A 20,774-nucleotide genomic window follows, 5' to 3' on the forward strand; every position below is an offset into this window, starting at 1 on the left:
TGCTACTCCAGCCCGAGGCTGTCGCGCAAGATATTCAGGCGTTCGTCATCCCCGTTACGGGCAGCCTGCTGAAGAGATTTGGTTGGCGCGTGAATCAGGCGATTGGTCAGTTTCCACGCCAGATCCTGCATAATGGCCTGCGCATCACCGCCCTGTTCAAGGGCCGCGAGCGCTTTTGCGGTCAGTTCATCACGTATCTGCTCAGACTGACTGCGGTATTCACGAATGGTCTCGCTGGCTCCCTGAGCGCGTAGCCAGGCCATAAACTCACTGGTTTCCTGCGCGACAATCGTTTCGGCTTCCACTGCCGCGGCTTTACGCTGCGCCAGATTGTGCGAAATGATGCTTTGCAGATCGTCAACGCTGTAGAGATAAGCGTTTGCCAGTTTGCCGACTTCCGGCTCAACATCGCGCGGAACGGCGATATCCACCAGAAGCATGGGCTGGTTACGGCGACTTTTCAGGGCGCGCTCCACCATCCCTTTGCCGATGACCGGCAGCGGGCTGGCGGTTGAACTGATAATGATATCGGCTTCCCGTAGACGTTCATCGATATCGCTGAGGGCAATCACTTCCGCCCCCACTTCATCAGCCAGCACCTGCGCACGCTCGCGGGTGCGGTTGGCGATTATCATTTTCTGTACTTTGTGTTCGCGCAGATGACGCGCCACCAGCTCAATGGTTTCGCCCGCTCCGACCAGCAAAACGGTGACTGTCGAGAGCGATTCAAAGATTTGGCGCGCCAGCGTACAGGCGGCAAATGCCACCGACACCGCGCTGGCGCCAATTTCGGTTTCAGTACGTACGCGTTTCGCGACGGAGAAGGATTTCTGGAACATGCGCTCCAGCGCGCTGGCGTTAAGGTGACCTTTCTGCGAATCCGCAAAGGCTTTCTTCACCTGACCGAGAATTTGCGGCTCGCCAAGCACCAGTGAATCGAGGCCGCTGGCGACACGCATCAGATGGCTGACGGCATCGTTATCCTGATGCCAGTAGAGACTACTGCGCAGATCGTCTTCGTTGAGATTATGGAAGTCGCAAAGCCAACGAATCAGCGCCTCTTGCAGATTGTCCTGCTCTTCAACGCTGAGATATAACTCCGTGCGGTTACAGGTTGACAGCACCACACCGCCCTGCACCATCGGCTGCGCAAGCAGGCTGTCCAGCGCCTGATCGAGCGTATCCGGCGAAAACGTTACACGTTCTCGCAGCGATACAGGTGCCGTTTTATGGTTAATACCGAGCGCTAAAAGGGTCATGTCTGCGGGAATAATACCAGCGTTGATATGGTTAGTCTGCTCGCATCATACAGGATGCGCGTAATCAATAAAAGAGAACGCCCCCTTTTGGAGTAATAGCTTGCTGTAAAAATTAAGATAACGTGAACGTAGACGATATACCCGCACGGCGCTAGCATTAAGGGTTATTATTGCAACGTATCACAAGGATTTGTCATCACTATGACCCTGCCTGATTTTCGCCTGATCCGCCTGCTTCCGCTGGCAAGCCTGGTTCTGACCGCCTGTACGCTCAATGCGCCGAAAGGCCCGGGGAAGAGCCCGGATTCACCCGAGTGGCGTCAACATCAGCAGGAGGTGCGCCAGTTAAACCAGTATCAGACACGCGGCGCGTTTGCCTATATCTCTGACGAGCAAAAAGTTTATGCGCGCTTTTTCTGGCAACAGACCGGGCAGGATCGCTATCGCCTGCTGCTGACGAACCCGCTTGGCAGCACCGAACTGGAACTCAATGCGCAACCGGGCAACGTACAGTTAATGGATAACAAAGGCCAGCGTTATACCTCGGACGATGCGGAAGAGATGATTGGCAAACTCACCGGTATGCCCATTCCACTGAACAGCCTGCGCCAGTGGATCCTCGGACTGCCGGGTGAGGCTACTGACTATAAACTCGATAGCCAGTACCGGCTGAGCGAAGTGAATTACAGCCAGGACGGGAAAAACTGGAAAGTGGTCTACAGCGCGTACGATGACAAAACCACTCCGGCGATGCCCGCCAATATGGAGCTTTCCGACGGTGCTCAGCGTATTAAGCTGAAAATGGATAACTGGATTGTAAAATGATGACCCAGTGGCCCTCTCCGGCAAAGCTGAATCTGTTTTTATACATCACCGGGCGGCGTGCGGATGGTTATCACACGCTGCAAACACTCTTTCAGTTCCTCGATTACGGCGACACAATCAGCATAACGCCGCGAACCGACGGCGAAATTCATCTCTTAACGCCCGTTGAAGGCGTTGAACATGAAGACAACCTGATTGTTCGTGCAGCGCGGCTGCTGATGAAGACAGCGGCAGACAGCGACCGTCTGGCAACCGGAAGCGGCGCCGATATCCGTATAGAGAAACGCCTGCCCATGGGCGGCGGTCTCGGCGGCGGTTCATCGAATGCCGCAACGGTGCTGGTGGCGCTGAACCACATCTGGCAATGCGGGCTATCGCTGGACGAGCTGGCGGCGTTGGGACTCACGCTTGGCGCCGACGTGCCGGTATTTGTCCGCGGACACGCCGCCTTTGCCGAAGGCGTGGGTGAAATCCTGACGCCAGTAGAACCCGCTGAAAAATGGTATCTGGTGGCACACCCCGGCGTCAGTATTCCCACGCCGTTGATTTTTAACGACCCGGACCTCCCCCGCAATACGCCAAAAAGGTCAACAGAAACGTTATTAAAATGTGAATTCAGCAATGATTGCGAGGTTATCGCAAGAAAACGTTTTCGCGAGGTTGATGCGGCGCTTTCCTGGCTGTTAGAATACGCGCCGTCGCGCCTGACTGGTACAGGGGCCTGTGTCTTTGCTGAATTCGATACAGAGTCTCGTGCCCGGCAGGTGCTTAAGCAAGCCCCGGAATGGTTTAATGGCTTTGTGGCTAAGGGTGTCAATCTTTCTCCACTCCATCAATCCATGCTTTAGCCGGGCAAGCTGAGTTTCGGTGACAACGTCACCTTGTTCCAGACGTTGCATCGCGCTCTTTAATACACCGCATGGAGAGAATCCTGCCTGGCCCGCACAGTTTTTGGCAGATTCTTTCCACCAATGGACGCATGCCTGAGGTTCTTCTCGTGCCTGATATGAAGCTTTTTGCTGGTAACGCCACCCCGGAACTAGCACAACGTATTGCCAACCGCCTGTACACTTCTCTCGGCGACGCCGCTGTTGGTCGCTTTAGCGACGGCGAAGTCAGCGTACAAATTAACGAAAATGTACGCGGTGGTGATATTTTCATCATCCAGTCCACTTGTGCTCCAACGAACGACAACCTGATGGAATTGGTCGTTATGGTTGATGCCCTGCGCCGTGCTTCCGCAGGCCGTATCACCGCCGTTATCCCCTACTTTGGCTATGCGCGCCAGGACCGTCGTGTCCGTTCCGCCCGTGTACCGATTACGGCAAAAGTTGTCGCGGACTTCCTGTCCAGCGTCGGCGTTGACCGTGTACTGACCGTTGACCTGCATGCTGAACAGATCCAGGGCTTCTTCGACGTACCGGTTGATAACGTATTTGGTAGCCCAATTCTGTTAGAAGATATGCTGCAGCTGAATCTGGATAACCCGATTGTGGTTTCTCCGGACATCGGTGGCGTCGTGCGTGCCCGCGCTATTGCTAAGCTGCTTAATGACACCGATATGGCGATTATCGACAAACGCCGTCCGCGTGCTAACGTTTCTCAGGTGATGCACATCATCGGTGACGTAGCGGGTCGTGACTGTGTGCTGGTTGACGATATGATCGATACCGGTGGTACGCTGTGTAAAGCGGCAGAAGCGCTGAAAGAGCGTGGTGCAAAACGCGTATTTGCTTACGCGACTCACCCGATCTTCTCAGGTAACGCGGCGAACAACCTGCGTAATTCTGTCATTGATGAAGTCGTTGTCTGCGATACCATTCCGCTGACCGACGAAATCAAGGCACTGCCAAACGTGCGTACGTTGACTCTGTCGGGTATGCTGGCCGAAGCGATTCGTCGTATCAGCAACGAAGAATCGATTTCTGCTATGTTCGAACATTAATCGAACCTGGCTCAAAAACCCGCTGCGGCGGGTTTTTTCGTCTCTAACCTTTATTTGTATGACTTATGCCTCCTTCACCTGCCAACCCGCCAATGAGTTGACAGATGATGCGCTCATGGATGAAACATTATTGTGAACAGAATTTTTTCCTCACATGTGATGCCTTTCCGCGCCCTCATCGACGCTTGCTGGAAAGAAAAATATACCGCCTCACGGTTTACCCGTGATGTGATAGCCGGGATCACCGTCGGGATTATTGCCATTCCGCTGGCGATGGCGCTGGCAATCGGGAGTGGCGTGGCGCCGCAGTACGGACTGTATACCTCCGCTGTGGCCGGGATCGTTATTGCCTTAACCGGGGGGTCGCGCTTTAGCGTTTCCGGCCCCACCGCCGCGTTCGTGGTGATCCTCTACCCCGTTTCGCAACAGTTTGGGCTGGCGGGTCTGCTCGTCGCGACGCTGATGTCCGGGGTGTTCCTGATCCTCTTTGGCCTGGCCCGCTTTGGCCGCCTGATTGAATACATCCCCGTGTCCGTGACGCTAGGATTTACGTCAGGGATTGGTATCACTATCGGTACCATGCAAATCAAAGATTTCCTCGGTCTGCAAATGGCTCACGTTCCTGAGCACTATCTGCAGAAAGTCGGCGCACTGTTCATGGCGTTACCTACGGTTAACCTGGGCGATGCCGCCATTGGCGTGGTCACGCTGGGCACGCTCATTATGTGGCCACGTCTGGGCATTCGCCTGCCGGGCCATCTGCCCGCGTTGCTGGCCGGCTGTGCCGTCATGGGCGTCGTTAATCTGTTTGGCGGTCACGTCGCGACAATTGGGTCCCAGTTCCACTATATTCTGGCTGACGGTTCGCAGGGTAACGGCATCCCACAACTGCTGCCGCAACTGGTGCTGCCCTGGGATCTGCCAGAGTCTGACTTCACATTGAGCTGGGATTCCCTGCGCGCGCTGCTTCCTGCGGCCTTTTCTATGGCGATGCTGGGGGCGATTGAGTCCCTGCTCTGCGCCGTGGTGCTCGACGGGATGACCGGCACGAAACACAAAGCCAACAGTGAACTGATTGGTCAGGGCCTGGGCAATATTGTCGCCCCCTTCTTTGGTGGGATTACTGCAACGGCAGCGATTGCCCGTTCGGCGGCAAACGTCCGTGCTGGCGCAACCTCCCCCATTTCTGCCGTGATCCACGCGCTTCTGGTGATCATGGCGCTGCTGGCGCTGGCACCGCTGCTCTCCTGGCTGCCACTGTCAGCGATGGCTGCGCTGCTTTTAATGGTGGCATGGAACATGAGTGAAGCCCACAAAGTGGTTGATCTGCTGCGTCATGCGCCAAAAGACGACATCATCGTGATGTTGATGTGTATGTCGCTGACCGTTTTGTTTGACATGGTGATTGCCATCAGCGTAGGGATCGTACTCGCGTCATTGCTGTTTATGCGCCGCATTGCACGGATGACGCGCCTTGCCGCCGTCAACGTCGACGTGCCAGACGATGTGCTGGTGCTGCGGGTCATCGGCCCCTTATTCTTTGCGGCGGCGGAAGGCTTATTTACCGATCTGGAGTCGCGCATTGCGGGTAAACGCATTGTCGTACTGAAATGGGATGCCGTGCCGGTGCTCGACGCTGGCGGGCTGGATGCCTTCCAGCGCTTTGTGAAACGACTGCCGCAAGGTTGTGAACTGCGCGTAAGCAACCTGGAATTTCAGCCCCTGCGCACCATGGCGCGGGCAGGTATTAAACCGATTCCAGGCCGTCTGGCATTTTTTCCCAACCGTGATGCGGCGTTAGCGGATTTGTAACCTCTTCCCGTGACCGGCCAGTTGTATACGGGTCGGTCACCCTTGCCACGATGATATTCCATCCACCCGCTCTTCCAGTCGCAACCTTTCTGGCGCAATAATGAAATAATTTTTTATGAGTGCAGTCTATTACTGGAAAGGAATGTGAGAAAAACGGAAGCGACGTCGACCAGTCAGCAGAATGCTAACTGGTCATCATATCGGGATGAACGAACGATTAACTATGGCGACGATTATCGTCGCGACGGCAGCGTCTGTCGAAGTGGCGAACCCACCAGTAACGATCGCTCACCTGTTCATGCCCGCCGACACGAGCGCCTGCCAGCCAGAGGATAGCGCCAACAAAGATACTCAGCACTGCGCCATGTGCGAAAAATTGTGGCAGGTTAAATTGCGGCAACTGATTTAAAATAGAATAACCCACGCCAACAACCATCACCACTAACCCCAACCCCATGAGCACATTACCGAGTAACGAAGCGTTTTTGCGTTTCATATGTCACCTCCGGAACTTTTGGGTTGTTTCAGGGAATACCCCTAATCCTTATGTGTAAAGTATAGACAACATCCCCTATGAGGTGTGCGCCTGTGATCACAATTACAACCCATTTTTCAACAAATCTTTACAAATAACCGCCTGAATATCTTGATTTACCAATAATCTACTGACGCAATTATTAACAAATTTGAGCGAAGCGCCGCAGTTTTTGTCAAGCGCGACCGCAGACAGTAAACTACGCGCCAGTTATTGACACTCTCAGGATAAAAAACGTGACGATTAAATTGATTGTCGGCCTGGCGAACCCTGGCGCTGAATATGCAGCAACCCGACATAATGCAGGCGCATGGTACGTCGATTTACTGGCAGAGCGCTTGCGAGCGCCTCTGCGCGAAGAGCCGAAATTCTTCGGTTACACCTCCCGGGTCAGCCTGGAAGGTGAAGACGTCCGTTTATTAGTCCCTACCACTTTTATGAATCTGAGTGGTAAAGCGGTCGGCGCAATGGCCAGTTTTTATCGCATCAATCCCGATGAGATTTTAGTGGCGCACGATGAACTGGATCTGCCTCCCGGCGTGGCGAAATTTAAACTCGGCGGCGGTCACGGCGGACACAACGGTCTGAAAGACATTATCAGCAAGCTGGGGAATAACCCGAACTTTCATCGCTTACGGGTTGGAATCGGTCATCCGGGCGATAAAAATAAAGTTGTCGGCTTTGTGTTAGGCAAACCGCCTGTTTCTGAGCAGAAGTTAATTGACGAGGCGATTGACGAAGCGGCACGTTGCACTGAGCTGTGGTTCAAAGATGGCCTGACCAAAGCAACGAACCGCTTGCACGCCTTCAAGGCACAATAAGCAGCGATGTGCGGCATTTTTGCCATACGCTGTGTATAATAGGCAGAGTTATTTCCATTTCTACAATCTGTTTTCCACAACAGGTTGATTATTAAGATATTAAGGTGATTTAAATCATGGGATTCAAATGCGGTATCGTCGGGTTGCCCAACGTCGGGAAATCCACCCTGTTCAACGCACTGACCAAAGCCGGTATTGAAGCGGCAAACTTCCCGTTCTGTACGATTGAACCGAATACCGGTGTCGTCCCTATGCCTGACCCACGTCTGGAACAACTGGCTGAAATTGTTAAACCCCAGCGCATCCTGCCAACGACGATGGAATTTGTCGATATCGCCGGTCTGGTTAAAGGGGCTTCAAAAGGCGAAGGCCTCGGTAACCAGTTCCTGACCAACATCCGTGAAACCGAAGCGATTGGTCATGTTGTCCGTTGTTTTGAAAACGACAACATTATCCACGTTTCCGGCAAAGTGAACCCGGCTGAAGATATTGACGTTATCAACACCGAGCTGGCGCTGGCGGATCTTGATACCTGTGAACGCGCCATTCACCGCGTGCAGAAGAAAGCCAAAGGTGGCGATAAAGATGCGAAAGCTGAACTGGCGGCGCTGGAAAAATGTCTGCCGCAACTGTCTGAAGCGGGCATGCTGCGTTCTCTGGATCTGACTGATGAAGACAAAGCCGCCATCCGCTACCTGAGCTTCCTGACGCTGAAGCCGACCATGTATATCGCGAACGTCAACGAAGACGGTTTCGAGAACAACCCGTACCTCGACCAGGTCCGTGAGATTGCGGCCAAAGAAGGTTCCGTCGTGGTGCCTGTATGTGCTGCCGTTGAAGCGGATATCGCCGAGCTGGATGACGAAGAGCGTGATGAGTTTATGCAGGAGCTGGGGCTGGAAGAACCGGGCCTGAACCGTGTGATCCGTGCGGGCTATAAGCTGCTGAATCTGCAAACCTACTTCACCGCAGGGGTGAAAGAAGTGCGCGCGTGGACCATTCCTGTCGGCGCAACCGCTCCGCAGGCAGCCGGTAAAATTCATACCGACTTTGAGAAAGGTTTTATCCGTGCGCAGACCATCGCCTTTGATGACTTCATCACCTACAAAGGTGAACAAGGCGCGAAGGAAGCCGGTAAAATGCGCGCCGAAGGGAAAGACTACATCGTTAAAGACGGCGATGTGATGAACTTCCTGTTTAACGTTTAACGTCTTTGTCTTATGAGCGCTTATTGAGTGCTCATGACTGACTGGAGATGTCAAAATCCACGCCATGGCGTGGATTTTTTTATTTATCGATGTCTGGTTTATGTCAGAAGCGGAGGTTAAAAGTTGCCTGTCAAGCATAGGCTATGAAGTGACCAGGATAAAAGCCTGTCGCGATCGATAAGCACTGTGGCTGCGCTTAACGGATATTTTTTGCCTGGATTATCCTTTTTGTTTCTCATGTCTTATTTATTAATGCTGTGGATCACTTATTAACCATAAAACCCCAATAATCAGAATAAATTTCAGAAATAGCCCACCCACAATATTAATCATTGATTAAATAAAAGTTAAACCATGTAACAGGTGGATATTTTTATTTTCAATAGACGGGGATTTAGATATCATGATATAATACGGCGGAAAAATGTACAGGTTATTAATCTGTCAGTAACGTAAATAAATTTTCGAGGGGATTATTCCAGTGGGACGTAAATGGGCCAATATTGTTGCTAAAAAAACGGCTAAAGACGGTGCAACGTCTAAAGTATATGCAAAATTCGGTGTAGAAATCTATGCTGCTGCTAAACAAGGTGAACCAGACCCGGAATCCAACTCATCTTTAAAATTCGTTATCGAACGAGCAAAACAGGCACAAGTTCCAAAACACGTTATTGATAAAGCGATTGATAAAGCCAAAGGTGGCGGAGACGAAACCTTTGTACAGGGGCGTTATGAAGGCTTTGGCCCCAATGGTTCAATGGTCATCGCTGAAACCCTGACCTCAAATGTTAACCGTACGATTGCTAATGTCCGCACAATTTTCAATAAAAAAGGCGGAAGTATCGGCGCGGCAGGTGCTGTCAGCTATATGTTTGACAATACTGGCGTAATTGTATTTAAAGGAACAGACCCTGACCATATTTTTGAAATTTTGCTTGATGCTGAAGTTGATGTTCGTGATGTAACCGAAGAAGAAGGAAACATCGTTATTTATACCGAACCTACAGACCTGCATAAAGGCATTGCAGCACTGAAAGCAGCGGGAATTACTGAATTTTCAACAACTGAATTAGAAATGATTGCTCAATCAGAAGTTGAACTTTCACCAGAGGATTTAGAAATCTTTGAAGGACTTGTTGATGCCCTTGAAGATGACGATGATGTTCAAAAAGTATATCATAACGTTGCCAATCTCTAATTATACATTAAAGAAATCTGTCATTATGGCAGATTTCTTTAATCTCCTGTGTTTGTTATACAAAGAGTATATCTGGTCAGATAAATTGATTATAAAAATAGATAAAAAACTTCCCATCACATCATGAACCTCAATCGCTTTTTCTATTTGCTCCTGCTCTCTTTGGCAATCGGCAGTCTCTTTACCTCTTCTCCCGTTGCAATCTGGTGCTTGCTCATCAACGTACTGACGCTGATGATTTATGGCGTAGATAAAATGGCGGCACGTAAGGCATGGCGCAGGGTGCCGGAATCGACTTTGCTTGTATTTGGCGTTGTGGGTGGTTGGCCTGGCGCGATTGTCGGTCAACAACTTTTTCGTCATAAAACGCAAAAGCAGCCATTTAAAACCTATTTTTTCATCAGCGTGATAGTAAGTGTTTCAGTGATGGTAGCGGTATACCACCTTTATCCTTTTTCTCCGTTCTGAGCGCTTCTCACGTACGTAATAACAGGAACACCGTCCTTTCGTTTTTATTAACCTGAACCTTAGCGACTGATTTTATACAGCCCGGCGTCGATTCCATATTGCTTCATTTTGCGCCACAGCGTTGTCCGGCCAATTTTTAGCAGGCTTGCCATCTCCTGAATACGTCCTCCGGTCACTCTGGCGGCGTGAATAATCGCGTCCTTTTCGATGTCAGTAAAGGCTACGCTGGCAGAAAAACGGTCGGCAACGGGATCGACGACCCGATGTTCATGGAAGAGATATTCCGGCAGGTGGTTAAGATGAATATGACCGTTTTCACTTCTCAGCGCGGTATTTTCGATAACGCTGTTAAGTTCGAAATCATTGCCCGGCCAGTCACAGGCGATCAGTTGCGTTAACACCTCCTCGTCCATATAAAGCCGGGTCGAGAACCGTTTTTCCAGACGGCGCAGGCGGTTATTCACCAGCGATGGAATGCTGTTCCGCCGCTGGCGTAGCGGCGGAATGGTAATTTCAAAGGCATGTAATGCATACCAGAGCTGGCGGCTAAAGCGGTTTTGCTCCACCAGCAGAGCCAGATCCACCGTGGTGGCGGCAATGACTTTGACATCGACGGGGATCACGCGCCGTGCGTCAAGACGGGTAATAACGCCTTGTTTGATCACCTGCAACAACGCCGACTGCAACTCCGGCGCAAGGTACTCGATCTTCTCAAGATATAACGTTCCGCCGTGCGCCAGTTCCAGCCGGCTTAACCGGCTCTCGTTATTGTCATCCAGCGTGCTGGCGATAAAATCCCGCACCTGGTCGGCATAAAGCTGGCAGTTCACCGCAATGTACGGACCTTCCGCTCGATCGCTGGCATTATGAATCGCCTGACTGAGCAGCTCCTTACCTACCCCTTCTTCGCCGCATAGCAACACCGGAAAACTACCACGCGCCGCCTGACGGCCAAAATGGACGATGCGTTGCGTTTGCGGATCGTCCCGCGCCATTTGCGCAAACGTATGGCTGACTTTACCCAGTTGACTGGTCATTAACTGGCGCATTTTTTCGATCGGGTGCAACAGTAGAATAAAGCTCGTTCCCTGCGCTTCCACGATGGGTTTGAGGGTGATCACCGCGTCGACAAACTGGTGCTGGCTTTCAAATGTCGCTTCCACATGATGAAGCGGACGTTGCTGGCTGATCGCGCGCATTAGCACCGTGGGCATTGTCAGCAGTTCATTGATATTTTTGCCCTGCGCCGCTGTTGCATCGAGATGCAGCCATCGCGCCGCCTGAGCGTTAATAAACTGCAAATTCCCCTGCGCGTTCCAGGTCATAACACCGTCATCCATGCTTTCCAGTAAACCGTAGAGTTGATTCAGATGTCGGTTCGACTCGCTCAGCAGGCTGTCGGTCAACAGAGAATTTCCCACCTCGCGCGAGATGGCCAGGGTAAGAGGCAAATCCGCAGGCGATACAGCGTCAGCCGGACAGCACAGAGCAATCGCTCCTGAGAGGCGTCCGTGGTTATCAAAAATCGGGGTTGCGCAAAAACACCATCCCGAGAGCACGTGCTTAAAATGATGATCGGGCAACGTTTTTACCGGCTGCCCCAGCATTGAGGAGAGCGAGAGCGCACAACTTCCGATAATGCTCTCTGCACAGTAGGTTCCGTCGACAAACCCGAGTTCCGCCAGTTGCCGGAGTGTTTCAGCATCACCACAGCGACTCAGTACGCACGCGCTCTCGTCAAGAATAAACAGCGCGCACTGGCGCGGCGCCATGTATTCCCACGCATCTTCCAGCGCGGCCTGTCCGAGAGTGAGCATCGCCGTCTTGCGCCGACAAATCGAGGCAAAGGTCAGCCCCTGCGCCCGGTGCGGCGGCGCCCAGAAGTCGCGTTGCATTATCTTTCCGCAGCGCAACCACGAGGCGCGAATAAATTCAGGAGCATCCGGTTTATGAGGCATTTTTACACTGTCCTTCATTGTCAGTTTTCCCGCCGTTGAAAGTGCGGTCGCTCGCAAATCTGGCTTATTGCGTGCTTTTACGTTCCGTTGTGAAACATTTATCAGGATTAATGTTCTTTTGTGAAACATAACATCGATGAATTTTATTTTTCGCGCGCTGGGGCACAATTGCGCTATCGGCAGCGAGTGGTCGCCGTGACGTTGAACACAACCGATCCCTGGAGCCAAATACCCGGAGTAAAAGAATGAAAAAGCTGATTAACCGTGTGGAAGACGTACTGAGTGAACAACTGGCAGGCCTCGCAAAAGCACATCCGTCCCTGAGACTGCATCAGGATCCGGTGTACGTGACCCGTTCGGATGCCCCTGTTCAGGGTAAAGTCGCCCTGCTTTCCGGCGGCGGCAGCGGACATGAACCGATGCATTGCGGCTATATTGGTCAGGGCATGTTGTCTGGCGCCTGCCCAGGCGAGATTTTTACCTCACCCACCCCGGACAAAATGTTCGAATGCGCGATGCAGATAGATGGTGGCGAAGGGGTGTTGCTGATTGTGAAGAACTATACCGGCGACATCCTCAATTTCGAAACCGCCACTGAGCTTTTGCATGACAGCGGCGTGAAAGTCACCACCGTTGTGGTGGATGATGACGTTGCCGTTAAAGACAGCCTCTATACCGCCGGACGACGCGGGGTGGCCAATACGGTGCTGATTGAAAAACTGGTCGGGGCGGCGGCGGAGCGTGGCGATTCGCTGGAAGCCTGCGCTGAGCTTGGCCGTAAACTGAATAATCAGGGGCATTCGATTGGTATCGCCCTGGCCGCCTGTACTGTGCCTGCGGCCGGTAAACCCTCTTTCACCCTCGCCGATAATGAGATGGAATTTGGCGTGGGGATCCACGGTGAACCCGGCATTGATCGCCGCGCCTTCTCTTCACTTAATCAAACCGTTGATGAGATGTTCGATACCCTGCTGGAAAACGGCGCTTACCAGCGCACGCTACGCCATTGGGAGCCCGCACAGGGCATCTGGCAGGAAGACAAACAGAGTAAACACCCTCTGCAACGTGGCGATCGGGTCATTGCGCTGGTGAACAACCTCGGCGCGACACCGCTTTCTGAACTGTACGGCGTTTACCACCGCCTTGATGAGCGTTGCCAGCAGGCGGGTATCGTTATTGAACGTAATCTGATTGGTTCATATTGTACGTCACTGGACATGACCGGCTTTTCGATCACCCTGCTAAAAGTGGATGACGAAACGCTGGCATTGTGGGACGCACCGGTGCACACCCCTGCCCTGAACTGGGGCCATTAAGGAGAGAGTTATGTCGCTCAACAGATCGCAGATGGTGAGTTGGCTTTATCGCTGTGGGGAGATTTTCAGCAAAGAGAGTGATTATCTCACCGGGCTGGATCGTGAAATTGGCGATGCGGACCACGGTCTAAACATGCATCGCGGCTTTAGCAAAGTGGTCGAAAAACTGCCGTCCATTGCCGATAAGGATATCGGATTTATTTTAAAAAACACCGGGATGACGCTGCTGTCGAACGTGGGCGGCGCCAGTGGACCGCTGTTTGGCACCTTTTTTATCCGGGCGGCGCAGGTCACTCAGGCCCATCAAAGTTTATCGCTGGATGAACTTTACCAGATGATGCGCGAAGGTGCCGACGGCGTGGTTAGCCGGGGCAAAGCCGAACCGGGTGATAAAACGATGTGTGATGTCTGGCTGCCAGTGGTGGAGTCTCTGCGCCAATCCAGCGAGCAAAATCTGTCGGTGCCTGCCGCGCTGGATGCCGCTGCGGTTCAGGCCGAAGCCGCAGCGCAAAGTACAATCACCATGCAGGCGCGCAAAGGGCGTGCCAGCTATCTGGGCGAGCGCAGCATTGGTCATCAGGATCCCGGTGCCACTTCCGCCATGTTTATGATCCAGATGCTGGCCGCAGCCGCAAAAGAGTAAGGACGTAAGATGGTAAACCTGGTCATTGTCTCTCACAGCGCCCGTCTCGGTGAAGGCGTTGGCGAGCTGGCACAACAGATGTTAATGGGCGGTAGCTGCAAAATTGCCATCGCCGCCGGGATCGACGATCCGCAAAACCCCATCGGCACAGATCCGATTAAGGTGATGGACGCTATTGAGTCGGTTTCGGACGCCGATCATGTGCTGGTGATGATGGACATCGGCAGCGCATTGCTCAGTGCAGAAACGGCACTGGAATTGCTTGACCCCGCCATTGCCGGCAAAGTCCGCCTGTGCGCCGCGCCGCTGGTGGAAGGCACGCTGGCGGCAACCGTCAGTGCCGCGACAGGCGCGGATATCGAAAAAGTGATTGCCGACGCAATGAGCGCCCTCGAAGCCAAGCATGAACAACTGGGTTTACCCTCCGCCACTCCTGAACCGCACAATGCGCCAGCCTTAAGCGCGCCGAATGCGCAAGCGAAGTCGGTTTCCGTGGTGATTAAAAATCCTAATGGTCTTCACGTTCGCCCGGCCTCCCGGCTGGTAGCGACGCTCTCGGCGTTTAAGGCAGACCTGCTGCTGGAAAAAAACGGGAAGTGCGTCACTCCGGATAGCCTCAACCAGATTGCGCTGTTGCAGATACGCTGTAACGACACCGTGCGATTACTGGCGAGCGGTGAACAGGCGGATGAAGCCCTTGCTGCTTTCAGTCAACTGGCTGCCGGGAATTTCGGCGAATCGCAGGAAGATGCGGAGGTCGCACCGGCTTCCACGACAGAGGTTGCAGGTATCGCATTCTGGTATACGCCTGAATTACCGCCGGTAAACAAAGCCTCCGCGCGCAGTCCCACAGAAGAACAGGCGCGACTGCGTAATGCGCTGGATCTCACCCTGCTCGACCTGATGGCGCTGACCACCCGCGTTGAGGAGAACTGGCCGGGGGATTTAGCGGCGATCTTCTCCGGTCACCATATGTTGCTGGACGATCCCGAGTTGTTTGATACCGCCTGCGCAACGCTTCGCAGTGAACGCTGCACGGCAGAGTATGCCTGGCTGCAGGTGTTAAACAGCTTAAGCGAACAGTATCGCCAGTTGGATGACGCTTACTTGCAGGCACGTTATATCGATATCGACGATCTGTTACAGCGAACGCTGGGCCATTTACTGCAAAACCCTCTGACACTGCCGGATTTTAACGCGCCTGCAGTGCTGGTCGCCGATAACCTGTATCCCTCCACGGTGCTGGAACTCGATCCGCAAATCGTGAAAGGTATCTGTCTGCGCGCGGGCAGTCCGCTTGCCCATGGCGCAATCATCGCGCGCGAAATGGGTATCGGCTGGGTATGTCAGCAAGGTGATGTGCTGAAGGGTCTGCACACGGGCGAACGGTTAACGCTGGATGTGGCGCACAACCGCATCATCAGGAAACAGAATTCGTTGTAAGGTCGCAAAATAAAAGGGTAACGACGCGCCGGGGACGATCCTGGACTACGATTTTCTCATGGTAAATGCCGTCATTCGGTACGCACTAAGGAGATGAATCAATGCATACCCCTGCTTTTCGCACTTCCGGCTCGTTGTCGTTCGCTATAAAACTCGCGGTTTCCGGCACGCTTCTGACCTTCGCCTCTCTGACCGTTCACGCAGAGGAAACGCCGGCCACCGCGTTGCAGCCGCCTGATATTTTGCTCGGCCCGCTGTTTAACGATGTACAGAATGCCAGGCTGTTCCCCGACCAGAAAACCTTTGCAGATGCCGTTCCAAACAGCGACCCGTTGATGATCCTCGCGGATTACCGGATGCAGAAAAATCAGTCCAGTTTTGATTTACGCCACTTCGTGAACGTCAACTTTACGCTACCTGAAGAGGCAGAAAAATATGTTCCACCCAAAGGGCAGTCGCTGCGTGAGCACATAGACGGGCTGTGGCCGGTGCTGACACGCTCCACAAAAAGCGCCGGAAAATGGGATTCGCTGTTGCCGCTGCCTGAACCGTATGTGGTGCCCGGCGGGCGCTTCCGGGAAGTCTATTACTGGGACAGCTATTTCACCATGCTGGGACTTGCCGAAAGCGATCGCTGGGACAACGTTGCCGATATGGTAGCGAACTTTGCCTGGGAGATTGATTCCTTCGGCCACATCCCTAACGGAAACCGCACCTATTATCTCAGCCGTTCACAACCGCCGTTTTTCTCCCTGATGGTGGAGTTACTGGCACAGCATGACGGCGACGATGCGCTGAAAAAATACCTGCCTCAGTTGCAAAAAGAGTACGCTTACTGGATGGAAGGGGTAGAGACATTGCAGCCCGGCCATCAGAACAAGCGGGTGGTGAAACTCAACGATGGCACCATTTTGAACCGCTACTGGGACGAGCGGGACACGCCGCGACCGGAGTCCTGGGTTGAGGATATCGCCACGGCAAAAAGTAATCCGAACCGTCCGGCAACCGAAATTTATCGTGACCTGCGTGCGGCCGCGGCATCCGGCTGGGATTTCAGTTCACGCTGGATGGATAACCCACAGCAGCTCGGCACAATCAGAACTACCCATATTCTCCCGGTCGATCTTAACGCCCTGCTCTATAAAATGGAGAAAATTCTCGCCCGCGCCAGTAAAGCCGCCGGTGATGACGCGCAAGCAAAACGCTACGATGCGCTGGCAAATGACCGTCAGAAAGCCATTGACCACTATCTGTGGAATGACAAAGCGGGGTGGTACGCAGACTACGATCTGAACAGCAAGCAGGTGCGCAATCAGTTGACCGCTGCCGCCCTCTTCCCGCTGTACGTCAACGCGGCGTCGAAAGATCGCGCCAGCAAAATGGCGGCGGCCACCCGTGCCCATCTGTTGCAGCCGGGGGGGCTTGCCACCACCTCAGTGAAAAGCGGGCAACAATGGGACGCGCCTAATGGCTGGGCGCCGCTACAATGGGTAGCCACGGAAGGATTACAGAACTACGGGCAAAATGACGTGGCGATGGAGGTCACCTGGAGTTTTCTGACAAACGTTCAGCACACCTACGATCGCGAGCAGAAGCTGGTGGAAAAATACGATGTCAGCAGCACCGGAACCGGCGGTGGCGGCGGCGAATACCCGTTGCAGGATGGCTTTGGCTGGAGTAACGGCGTGACGCTGAAAATGCTTGATCTTATCTGCCCACAAGAAAAAACCTGTGACAGCGTGCCGGAAAACCGCCCTGCGGTGAACGCAACACCAGCGCAAAAAGGCCCCTCATCCTGATACCTTTCTGGCCTGGTCATGCCGGGCCAGGTCATGGCGGGCCAGGTCAGGCTATCAGCACTGTGTCACGGTGTAGAAACTTATGGTTTCGCAGGAGTATTGCTGGTCAGTTAAGCTCCGCAGGTTGTTCCGTTCACCTTATGACCTGTCTTTTCTGTTGCTTCACATCACGTTAACGGGATAAGGGGACCACCACGGCTCCCTTATCCATCTCCGTGGCCCCGCAGAGAAATCGGTGCTTCGCACTACGCTCACCTCCCGACCGTCTGCCTGCGGTCGGCTCTGATCGACATCCTGTCTCATGTCGCCTCTCTCGCCCTTAGTGGTATCCAGACCTTGCCATCCGGTCTCCGGTTCGCCGATTTCAGCGGGAACTCACACCCGCGCCCGATTCAGGCGATGAAGAAGCCGGAAGGAACGCAAGGTCCGGCTGAAAACCGCCGGGACGTTTGCGGCTGGCCGGGACCGCCCGCCGGGAGCGGGCGGAGGGTGCGCGGCACAGGGATGTGACGTCGTACCCGACCCGAAAGCCAGACGCAATAAGTCCAGGGGACCGCGAAGCGGCGGTTTTCCTTGCCGGGAGCCGGGATTGTAAAGGGCGTGGCGGAGAACGCCCTTTACACGTTCACCGCAGCGAAACTGACAGGAAGCAGAGGAGTTATAGTGAACGGAACCATTCCACTGCTTTTTCAGAGGGCGGATTGTAAAGCACCACAATGGCGCCAGCCATCCACCGACGACAGCACCGACAATACCGAGTATACAGGTGAGGATGAATCCGCCGCCGTCACGTCCAGGCATGACAAGTTTGGCGATAACACCGGCAATCAGACCAAATACAATCCAGGCAATAATTCCCATGTTCAGGCCCTCTTTTCCAGGGAAACCACACGCAACACATTCTTGCGCTTGTAGATTAAGTATAGGCAAGTCCTTGATCCTCGTCGGTTCCCGGAGGCTGAATTATTAGCCTTTGGGTTAAAAAGTCATTCGTTTGTCTTAAGTTCTTCTGCGTTTTGCCGATAACCGTTCGACAGTCTGTCAGGCAGCCAGGAGTCATTCCGCGTGAGTCATTACAATGAGCAGTTCCTGAAGCAAAACCCGTTGGCGATATTGGGCGTTCTTCGCGATTTAAACCGCAACCAGGTGCCCCTGCGCGTCTCCTGGTCCGGCGGGCAATTTATCAGCAAGATCCTTGATGTCTCAGCAGCAAGACTGGTGATGGATTTTGGCAGTCAGCAAAATGAAAACATCGCCGTTCAGAAAGCGCACAATATTACGTTCACCGCAGAAACCCAGGGCGCAAAAGTCGAATTCACCCTTGAGCAGGTGCGTAGCGGGGAATATCAGCAGCTTCCGGCCTTTATTACGCCGCTGCCGCCATCATTATGGTTTGTTCAGCGCCGGGAATACTTCCGCATCTGCGCGCCGCTTCACCCGCCTTACGGTTGTACTGCGTCGATGCCGGATAACAGCACCCTGCGCTTTCGCCTGTACGATCTGTCGCTGGGGGGAATGGGTGCGTTGCTGGAAGGACCGAAACCGGCAGGCCTGACGGAAGGCATGCTTTTTTCACACATTGCACTGAATATGGGGCAATGGGGAATCTTTCACTTTGATGCGCAACTGATCTCAATAACCGAACGGAAAGTGATTGATGGCAAGAATGAGACGATCTCCACTCCCCGCCTGAGCTTTCGTTTTCTCAACGTCGGCCCGGCGGTGGAGCGGGAACTACAGCGGATTATCTTTTCACTCGAACGGGAAGCGCGAGAGAAATCGAATAAAGTGCGAGAGTGATTACATCGCGTCCAGCGCGCGTTGCAGCTTATAGATATAACGCGGCGCCTGCGGTGCCGGATGGTTATCCGCGACGTGTTCAACAAACTCATCGGGACTCAGATCGTTGATTTTACTGACCGCTTTTTTCCGGTCAGAGGAGAAAGTACGTAGCAACGCGCCTGCGCCATTAGCGTAGGAGACCACTAACGCGTACTGCATCACCTGTGGGTCTTCAATCCCGGCGAGCGGGCCGTTTTCCAGAATACTCAGGTAGGCGGCTCCCATGGAAATATTGCGCTCCGGGTTCTTCAGTTCGCTGGTGGAGGGTTCGCCGCTCCAGCCCATACGACGGTAGACATCACGCCCGGACGTTGACGCTTTAAGCTGCATCAGTCCAATCGCATTTGATTTGCTGACCGCATTCGGATTCCCACCTGACTCGATGGCGATGATCGCCGTAATCAACTGCGGGCTGACGCCCCACGCGGCCCCTGCCTTTTCGCTGATCGGCATCCATTGCATCGCACGCTTGACCGGTACTTCCGCGTTCCACGGTGGATTTTTATAATCCTGCTTTGAACTACAGCCTGCGAGAATCACAATCAAAAAAGCAAACCATCTTAATTTCACGTCTTCTGTCCTTATCGCCGGAATTTTTCGTTGCTGAAACCACCGTTATCCACCGGATAAAAAAAGCGTCATCCGGCAAAACGTTCTAATATAGGCGGCATGATATACATTTGGTTTCTGTTGTAGCAAGGAATAGCCATGTCGCGTTTTCACTTAATTGCCCCGTCGGGCTACTGCATCAATCAGCAAGCCGCATTGCTCGGTATCCAGCGTCTTACGGAGGCAGGACATCAGGTTAGCAACACGGCGGTCGTCGGTCGTCGGGATCAACGCTTTGCGGGTACGGAAACGGAGCGCCTTGCTGATGTAAACGGTCTCGCTGCGCTCACCGCGCCTGACACTATCGTCATGCCTGTACGCGGTGGCTATGGCGCAAGCCGGTTGCTCGAACAGATTAACTGGCAGGCGCTGGCAAAGCGACAGCAGCAGGATCCGCTACTGATTTGTGGACACAGTGATTTTACCGCGATTCAGTGCGGTCTGCTGGCACAGGGAAATGTCATTACCTTCAGCGGCCCGATGCTGGCCGCGAACTTCGGCGCACCGACGCTGAATACCTTTACGGAAGCACATTTCTGGAAGGCTTTGCGTAATGCGCAGTACACAGTCGAATGGCAAAGTAATGGCCCAGCGTGTCACGCAGAAGGCATGCTGTGGGGCGGGAATCTGGCCATGCTGATTTCACTCATCGGCACGCCGTGGATGCCGAAAATTGATAACGGTATCCTGGTGCTGGAAGACATCAATGAGCACCCCTTCCGCATTGAGCGGATGTTGCTTCAGCTCTTTGACGCGGGCATTCTCAACCGCCAGAGTGCCATTGTGCTGGGTAGCTTTAGCGGCAGTGCGCCAAATGATTACGATGCCGGTTATGATCTGAATTCGGTCTGTGCGTTTATATGTGAACGGCTCTCTGTCCCGCTGGTGACCGGACTCGATTTTGGTCATGAGCAGCGCACCGTTACGCTGGCTCTGGGCGCTCATGCAGTGCTGGATAACACGCCTGATGGCGCGCAGCTCACGCTCTCGGGTCATCCCTTTCTGAAATCGTAAAAAAAGCGGCCGCAAGGGCTAAGTAAAACCCGGTTGCGGTCGTTATTATGATAATGTGAATAGATACGAAAATGCGTAA

General features: G+C 53.4%; 18 protein-coding genes and 1 pseudogene. 14 read left to right on the plus strand and 5 right to left on the minus strand.

The features are described from left to right. Nucleotides 1-2 precede the first annotated feature (2 nt). A complete protein-coding gene (gene hemA, locus WB371_RS14620) occupies nt 3-1,259 on the minus strand; it encodes a glutamyl-tRNA reductase (protein ID WP_336220775.1) in 1,257 nt (418 codons plus the stop codon). A gap of 201 nt (nt 1,260-1,460) precedes the next feature. On the opposite strand from hemA, the gene lolB reads away from it, so the two are divergent. The 4 genes from lolB to dauA all read left to right on the plus strand — a co-directional run bounded on the left by lolB (nt 1,461) and on the right by dauA (nt 5,841). Beyond that, nucleotides 1,461-2,084: a lipoprotein insertase outer membrane protein LolB gene (lolB, locus tag WB371_RS14625; RefSeq protein WP_336220776.1), complete on the plus strand. Its 624-nt coding sequence runs from the start codon at nt 1,461-1,463 to the stop codon at nt 2,082-2,084. Continuing rightward, nucleotides 2,081-2,932, plus strand: coding sequence for a 4-(cytidine 5'-diphospho)-2-C-methyl-D-erythritol kinase (gene ispE / locus WB371_RS14630; protein WP_336220777.1), 852 nt, complete (start codon nt 2,081-2,083; stop codon nt 2,930-2,932). Before lolB ends, ispE begins: the two co-directional genes overlap by 4 nt. A 149-nt stretch (nt 2,933-3,081) precedes the next feature. After that, the gene (gene prs, locus WB371_RS14635) at nt 3,082-4,029 is read left to right on the plus strand and encodes a ribose-phosphate diphosphokinase (protein ID WP_001518537.1); all 948 of its coding nucleotides are present in this window, start codon (nt 3,082-3,084) and stop codon (nt 4,027-4,029) included. Between the two features lie 132 nt (nt 4,030-4,161). Continuing rightward, nucleotides 4,162-5,841 (plus strand): C4-dicarboxylic acid transporter DauA, encoded by a 1,680-nt coding sequence (dauA, locus tag WB371_RS14640; RefSeq protein WP_336220778.1) that lies wholly within the window; start codon nt 4,162-4,164, stop codon nt 5,839-5,841. Between the two features lie 217 nt (nt 5,842-6,058). On the opposite strand, the gene ychH is transcribed toward dauA, so the two are convergent. Next, nucleotides 6,059-6,337: a stress-induced protein YchH gene (gene ychH / locus WB371_RS14645; RefSeq protein ID WP_336220780.1), complete on the minus strand. Its 279-nt coding sequence runs from the start codon at nt 6,335-6,337 to the stop codon at nt 6,059-6,061. Between the two features lie 275 nt (nt 6,338-6,612). Between ychH and pth the strand changes: the two genes are divergently transcribed. From pth to WB371_RS14665, 4 genes are all read left to right on the plus strand, one after another. Then, complete coding sequence (gene pth / locus WB371_RS14650) at nt 6,613-7,197, plus strand: aminoacyl-tRNA hydrolase (RefSeq protein ID WP_336220781.1); 585 nt, start codon at nt 6,613-6,615, stop codon at nt 7,195-7,197. A 116-nt stretch (nt 7,198-7,313) separates the two neighbouring features. Next, complete coding sequence (gene ychF, locus WB371_RS14655; RefSeq protein ID WP_336220782.1) at nt 7,314-8,405, plus strand: redox-regulated ATPase YchF; 1,092 nt, start codon at nt 7,314-7,316, stop codon at nt 8,403-8,405. Between the two features lie 481 nt (nt 8,406-8,886). Continuing rightward, complete coding sequence (locus tag WB371_RS14660) at nt 8,887-9,603, plus strand: YebC/PmpR family DNA-binding transcriptional regulator (protein WP_336220783.1); 717 nt, start codon at nt 8,887-8,889, stop codon at nt 9,601-9,603. A gap of 123 nt (nt 9,604-9,726) precedes the next feature. Then, complete coding sequence (locus WB371_RS14665) at nt 9,727-10,071, plus strand: DUF1294 domain-containing protein (RefSeq protein WP_336220784.1); 345 nt, start codon at nt 9,727-9,729, stop codon at nt 10,069-10,071. Between the two features lie 59 nt (nt 10,072-10,130). On the opposite strand, the gene dhaR is transcribed toward WB371_RS14665, so the two are convergent. Then, on the minus strand, nt 10,131-12,029 hold the full coding sequence (gene dhaR, locus WB371_RS14670) for a dihydroxyacetone kinase operon transcriptional regulator DhaR (protein WP_336220785.1): 1,899 nt from the start codon (nt 12,027-12,029) through the stop codon (nt 10,131-10,133). Nucleotides 12,030-12,274: 245 nt separating this feature from the next. On the opposite strand from dhaR, the gene dhaK reads away from it, so the two are divergent. The 4 genes from dhaK (at nt 12,275) to WB371_RS14690 (ending at nt 17,230) form a co-directional block, all read left to right on the plus strand. Continuing rightward, nucleotides 12,275-13,345 (plus strand): dihydroxyacetone kinase subunit DhaK, encoded by a 1,071-nt coding sequence (gene dhaK / locus WB371_RS14675; RefSeq protein ID WP_336220786.1) that lies wholly within the window; start codon nt 12,275-12,277, stop codon nt 13,343-13,345. 10 nt (nt 13,346-13,355) lie between these two features. Next, complete coding sequence (gene dhaL / locus WB371_RS14680; RefSeq protein ID WP_336220787.1) at nt 13,356-13,988, plus strand: dihydroxyacetone kinase subunit DhaL; 633 nt, start codon at nt 13,356-13,358, stop codon at nt 13,986-13,988. A 9-nt stretch (nt 13,989-13,997) separates the two neighbouring features. Beyond that, the gene (dhaM, locus tag WB371_RS14685; protein ID WP_336220788.1) at nt 13,998-15,431 is read left to right on the plus strand and encodes a dihydroxyacetone kinase phosphoryl donor subunit DhaM; all 1,434 of its coding nucleotides are present in this window, start codon (nt 13,998-14,000) and stop codon (nt 15,429-15,431) included. Nucleotides 15,432-15,532: 101 nt separating this feature from the next. Continuing rightward, complete coding sequence (locus tag WB371_RS14690) at nt 15,533-17,230, plus strand: alpha,alpha-trehalase (protein ID WP_336220789.1); 1,698 nt, start codon at nt 15,533-15,535, stop codon at nt 17,228-17,230. Between the two features lie 711 nt (nt 17,231-17,941). On the opposite strand, the pseudogene WB371_RS14695 reads toward WB371_RS14690, so the two are convergent. Next, nucleotides 17,942-18,091 (minus strand): annotated as a pseudogene (locus WB371_RS14695) (GlsB/YeaQ/YmgE family stress response membrane protein); the annotation flags it as partial. Nucleotides 18,092-18,295: 204 nt separating this feature from the next. Between WB371_RS14695 and ycgR the strand changes: the two are divergent. Beyond that, nucleotides 18,296-19,030, plus strand: a complete 735-nt coding sequence (gene ycgR / locus WB371_RS14700; protein WP_336220790.1) for a flagellar brake protein YcgR — start codon at nt 18,296-18,298, stop codon at nt 19,028-19,030. Here ycgR and emtA read toward each other — a convergent pair whose 3' ends face one another. Beyond that, on the minus strand, nt 19,031-19,642 hold the full coding sequence (gene emtA / locus WB371_RS14705; RefSeq protein ID WP_336220791.1) for a membrane-bound lytic murein transglycosylase EmtA: 612 nt from the start codon (nt 19,640-19,642) through the stop codon (nt 19,031-19,033). Nucleotides 19,643-19,780: 138 nt separating this feature from the next. On the opposite strand from emtA, the gene ldcA reads away from it, so the two are divergent. Then, nucleotides 19,781-20,695, plus strand: coding sequence for a muramoyltetrapeptide carboxypeptidase (ldcA, locus tag WB371_RS14710; protein ID WP_336220792.1), 915 nt, complete (start codon nt 19,781-19,783; stop codon nt 20,693-20,695). Nucleotides 20,696-20,774 lie beyond the last annotated feature (79 nt).

This window comes from Citrobacter amalonaticus (assembly GCF_037053465.1).
GTDB lineage: Bacteria > Pseudomonadota > Gammaproteobacteria > Enterobacterales > Enterobacteriaceae > Citrobacter_A > Citrobacter_A amalonaticus_H.

What these genes read in the sequence shown, in the direction of transcription:
- hemA (WP_336220775.1), bottom strand. Translation starts at nt 1,259, where the DNA reads ATGACCCTTTTAGCGCTCGGTATTAACCATAAAACGGCACCTGTATCG.
- lolB (WP_336220776.1), top strand. Translation starts at nt 1,461, where the DNA reads ATGACCCTGCCTGATTTTCGCCTGATCCGCCTGCTTCCGCTGGCAAGC.
- ispE (WP_336220777.1), top strand. Translation starts at nt 2,081, where the DNA reads ATGATGACCCAGTGGCCCTCTCCGGCAAAGCTGAATCTGTTTTTATAC.
- ychH (WP_336220780.1), bottom strand. Translation starts at nt 6,337, where the DNA reads ATGAAACGCAAAAACGCTTCGTTACTCGGTAATGTGCTCATGGGGTTG.
- ychF (WP_336220782.1), top strand. Translation starts at nt 7,314, where the DNA reads ATGGGATTCAAATGCGGTATCGTCGGGTTGCCCAACGTCGGGAAATCC.
- WB371_RS14665 (WP_336220784.1), top strand. Translation starts at nt 9,727, where the DNA reads ATGAACCTCAATCGCTTTTTCTATTTGCTCCTGCTCTCTTTGGCAATC.
- dhaR (WP_336220785.1), bottom strand. Translation starts at nt 12,029, where the DNA reads ATGCCTCATAAACCGGATGCTCCTGAATTTATTCGCGCCTCGTGGTTG.
- dhaK (WP_336220786.1), top strand. Translation starts at nt 12,275, where the DNA reads ATGAAAAAGCTGATTAACCGTGTGGAAGACGTACTGAGTGAACAACTG.
- dhaL (WP_336220787.1), top strand. Translation starts at nt 13,356, where the DNA reads ATGTCGCTCAACAGATCGCAGATGGTGAGTTGGCTTTATCGCTGTGGG.
- dhaM (WP_336220788.1), top strand. Translation starts at nt 13,998, where the DNA reads ATGGTAAACCTGGTCATTGTCTCTCACAGCGCCCGTCTCGGTGAAGGC.
- WB371_RS14690 (WP_336220789.1), top strand. Translation starts at nt 15,533, where the DNA reads ATGCATACCCCTGCTTTTCGCACTTCCGGCTCGTTGTCGTTCGCTATA.
- ldcA (WP_336220792.1), top strand. Translation starts at nt 19,781, where the DNA reads ATGTCGCGTTTTCACTTAATTGCCCCGTCGGGCTACTGCATCAATCAG.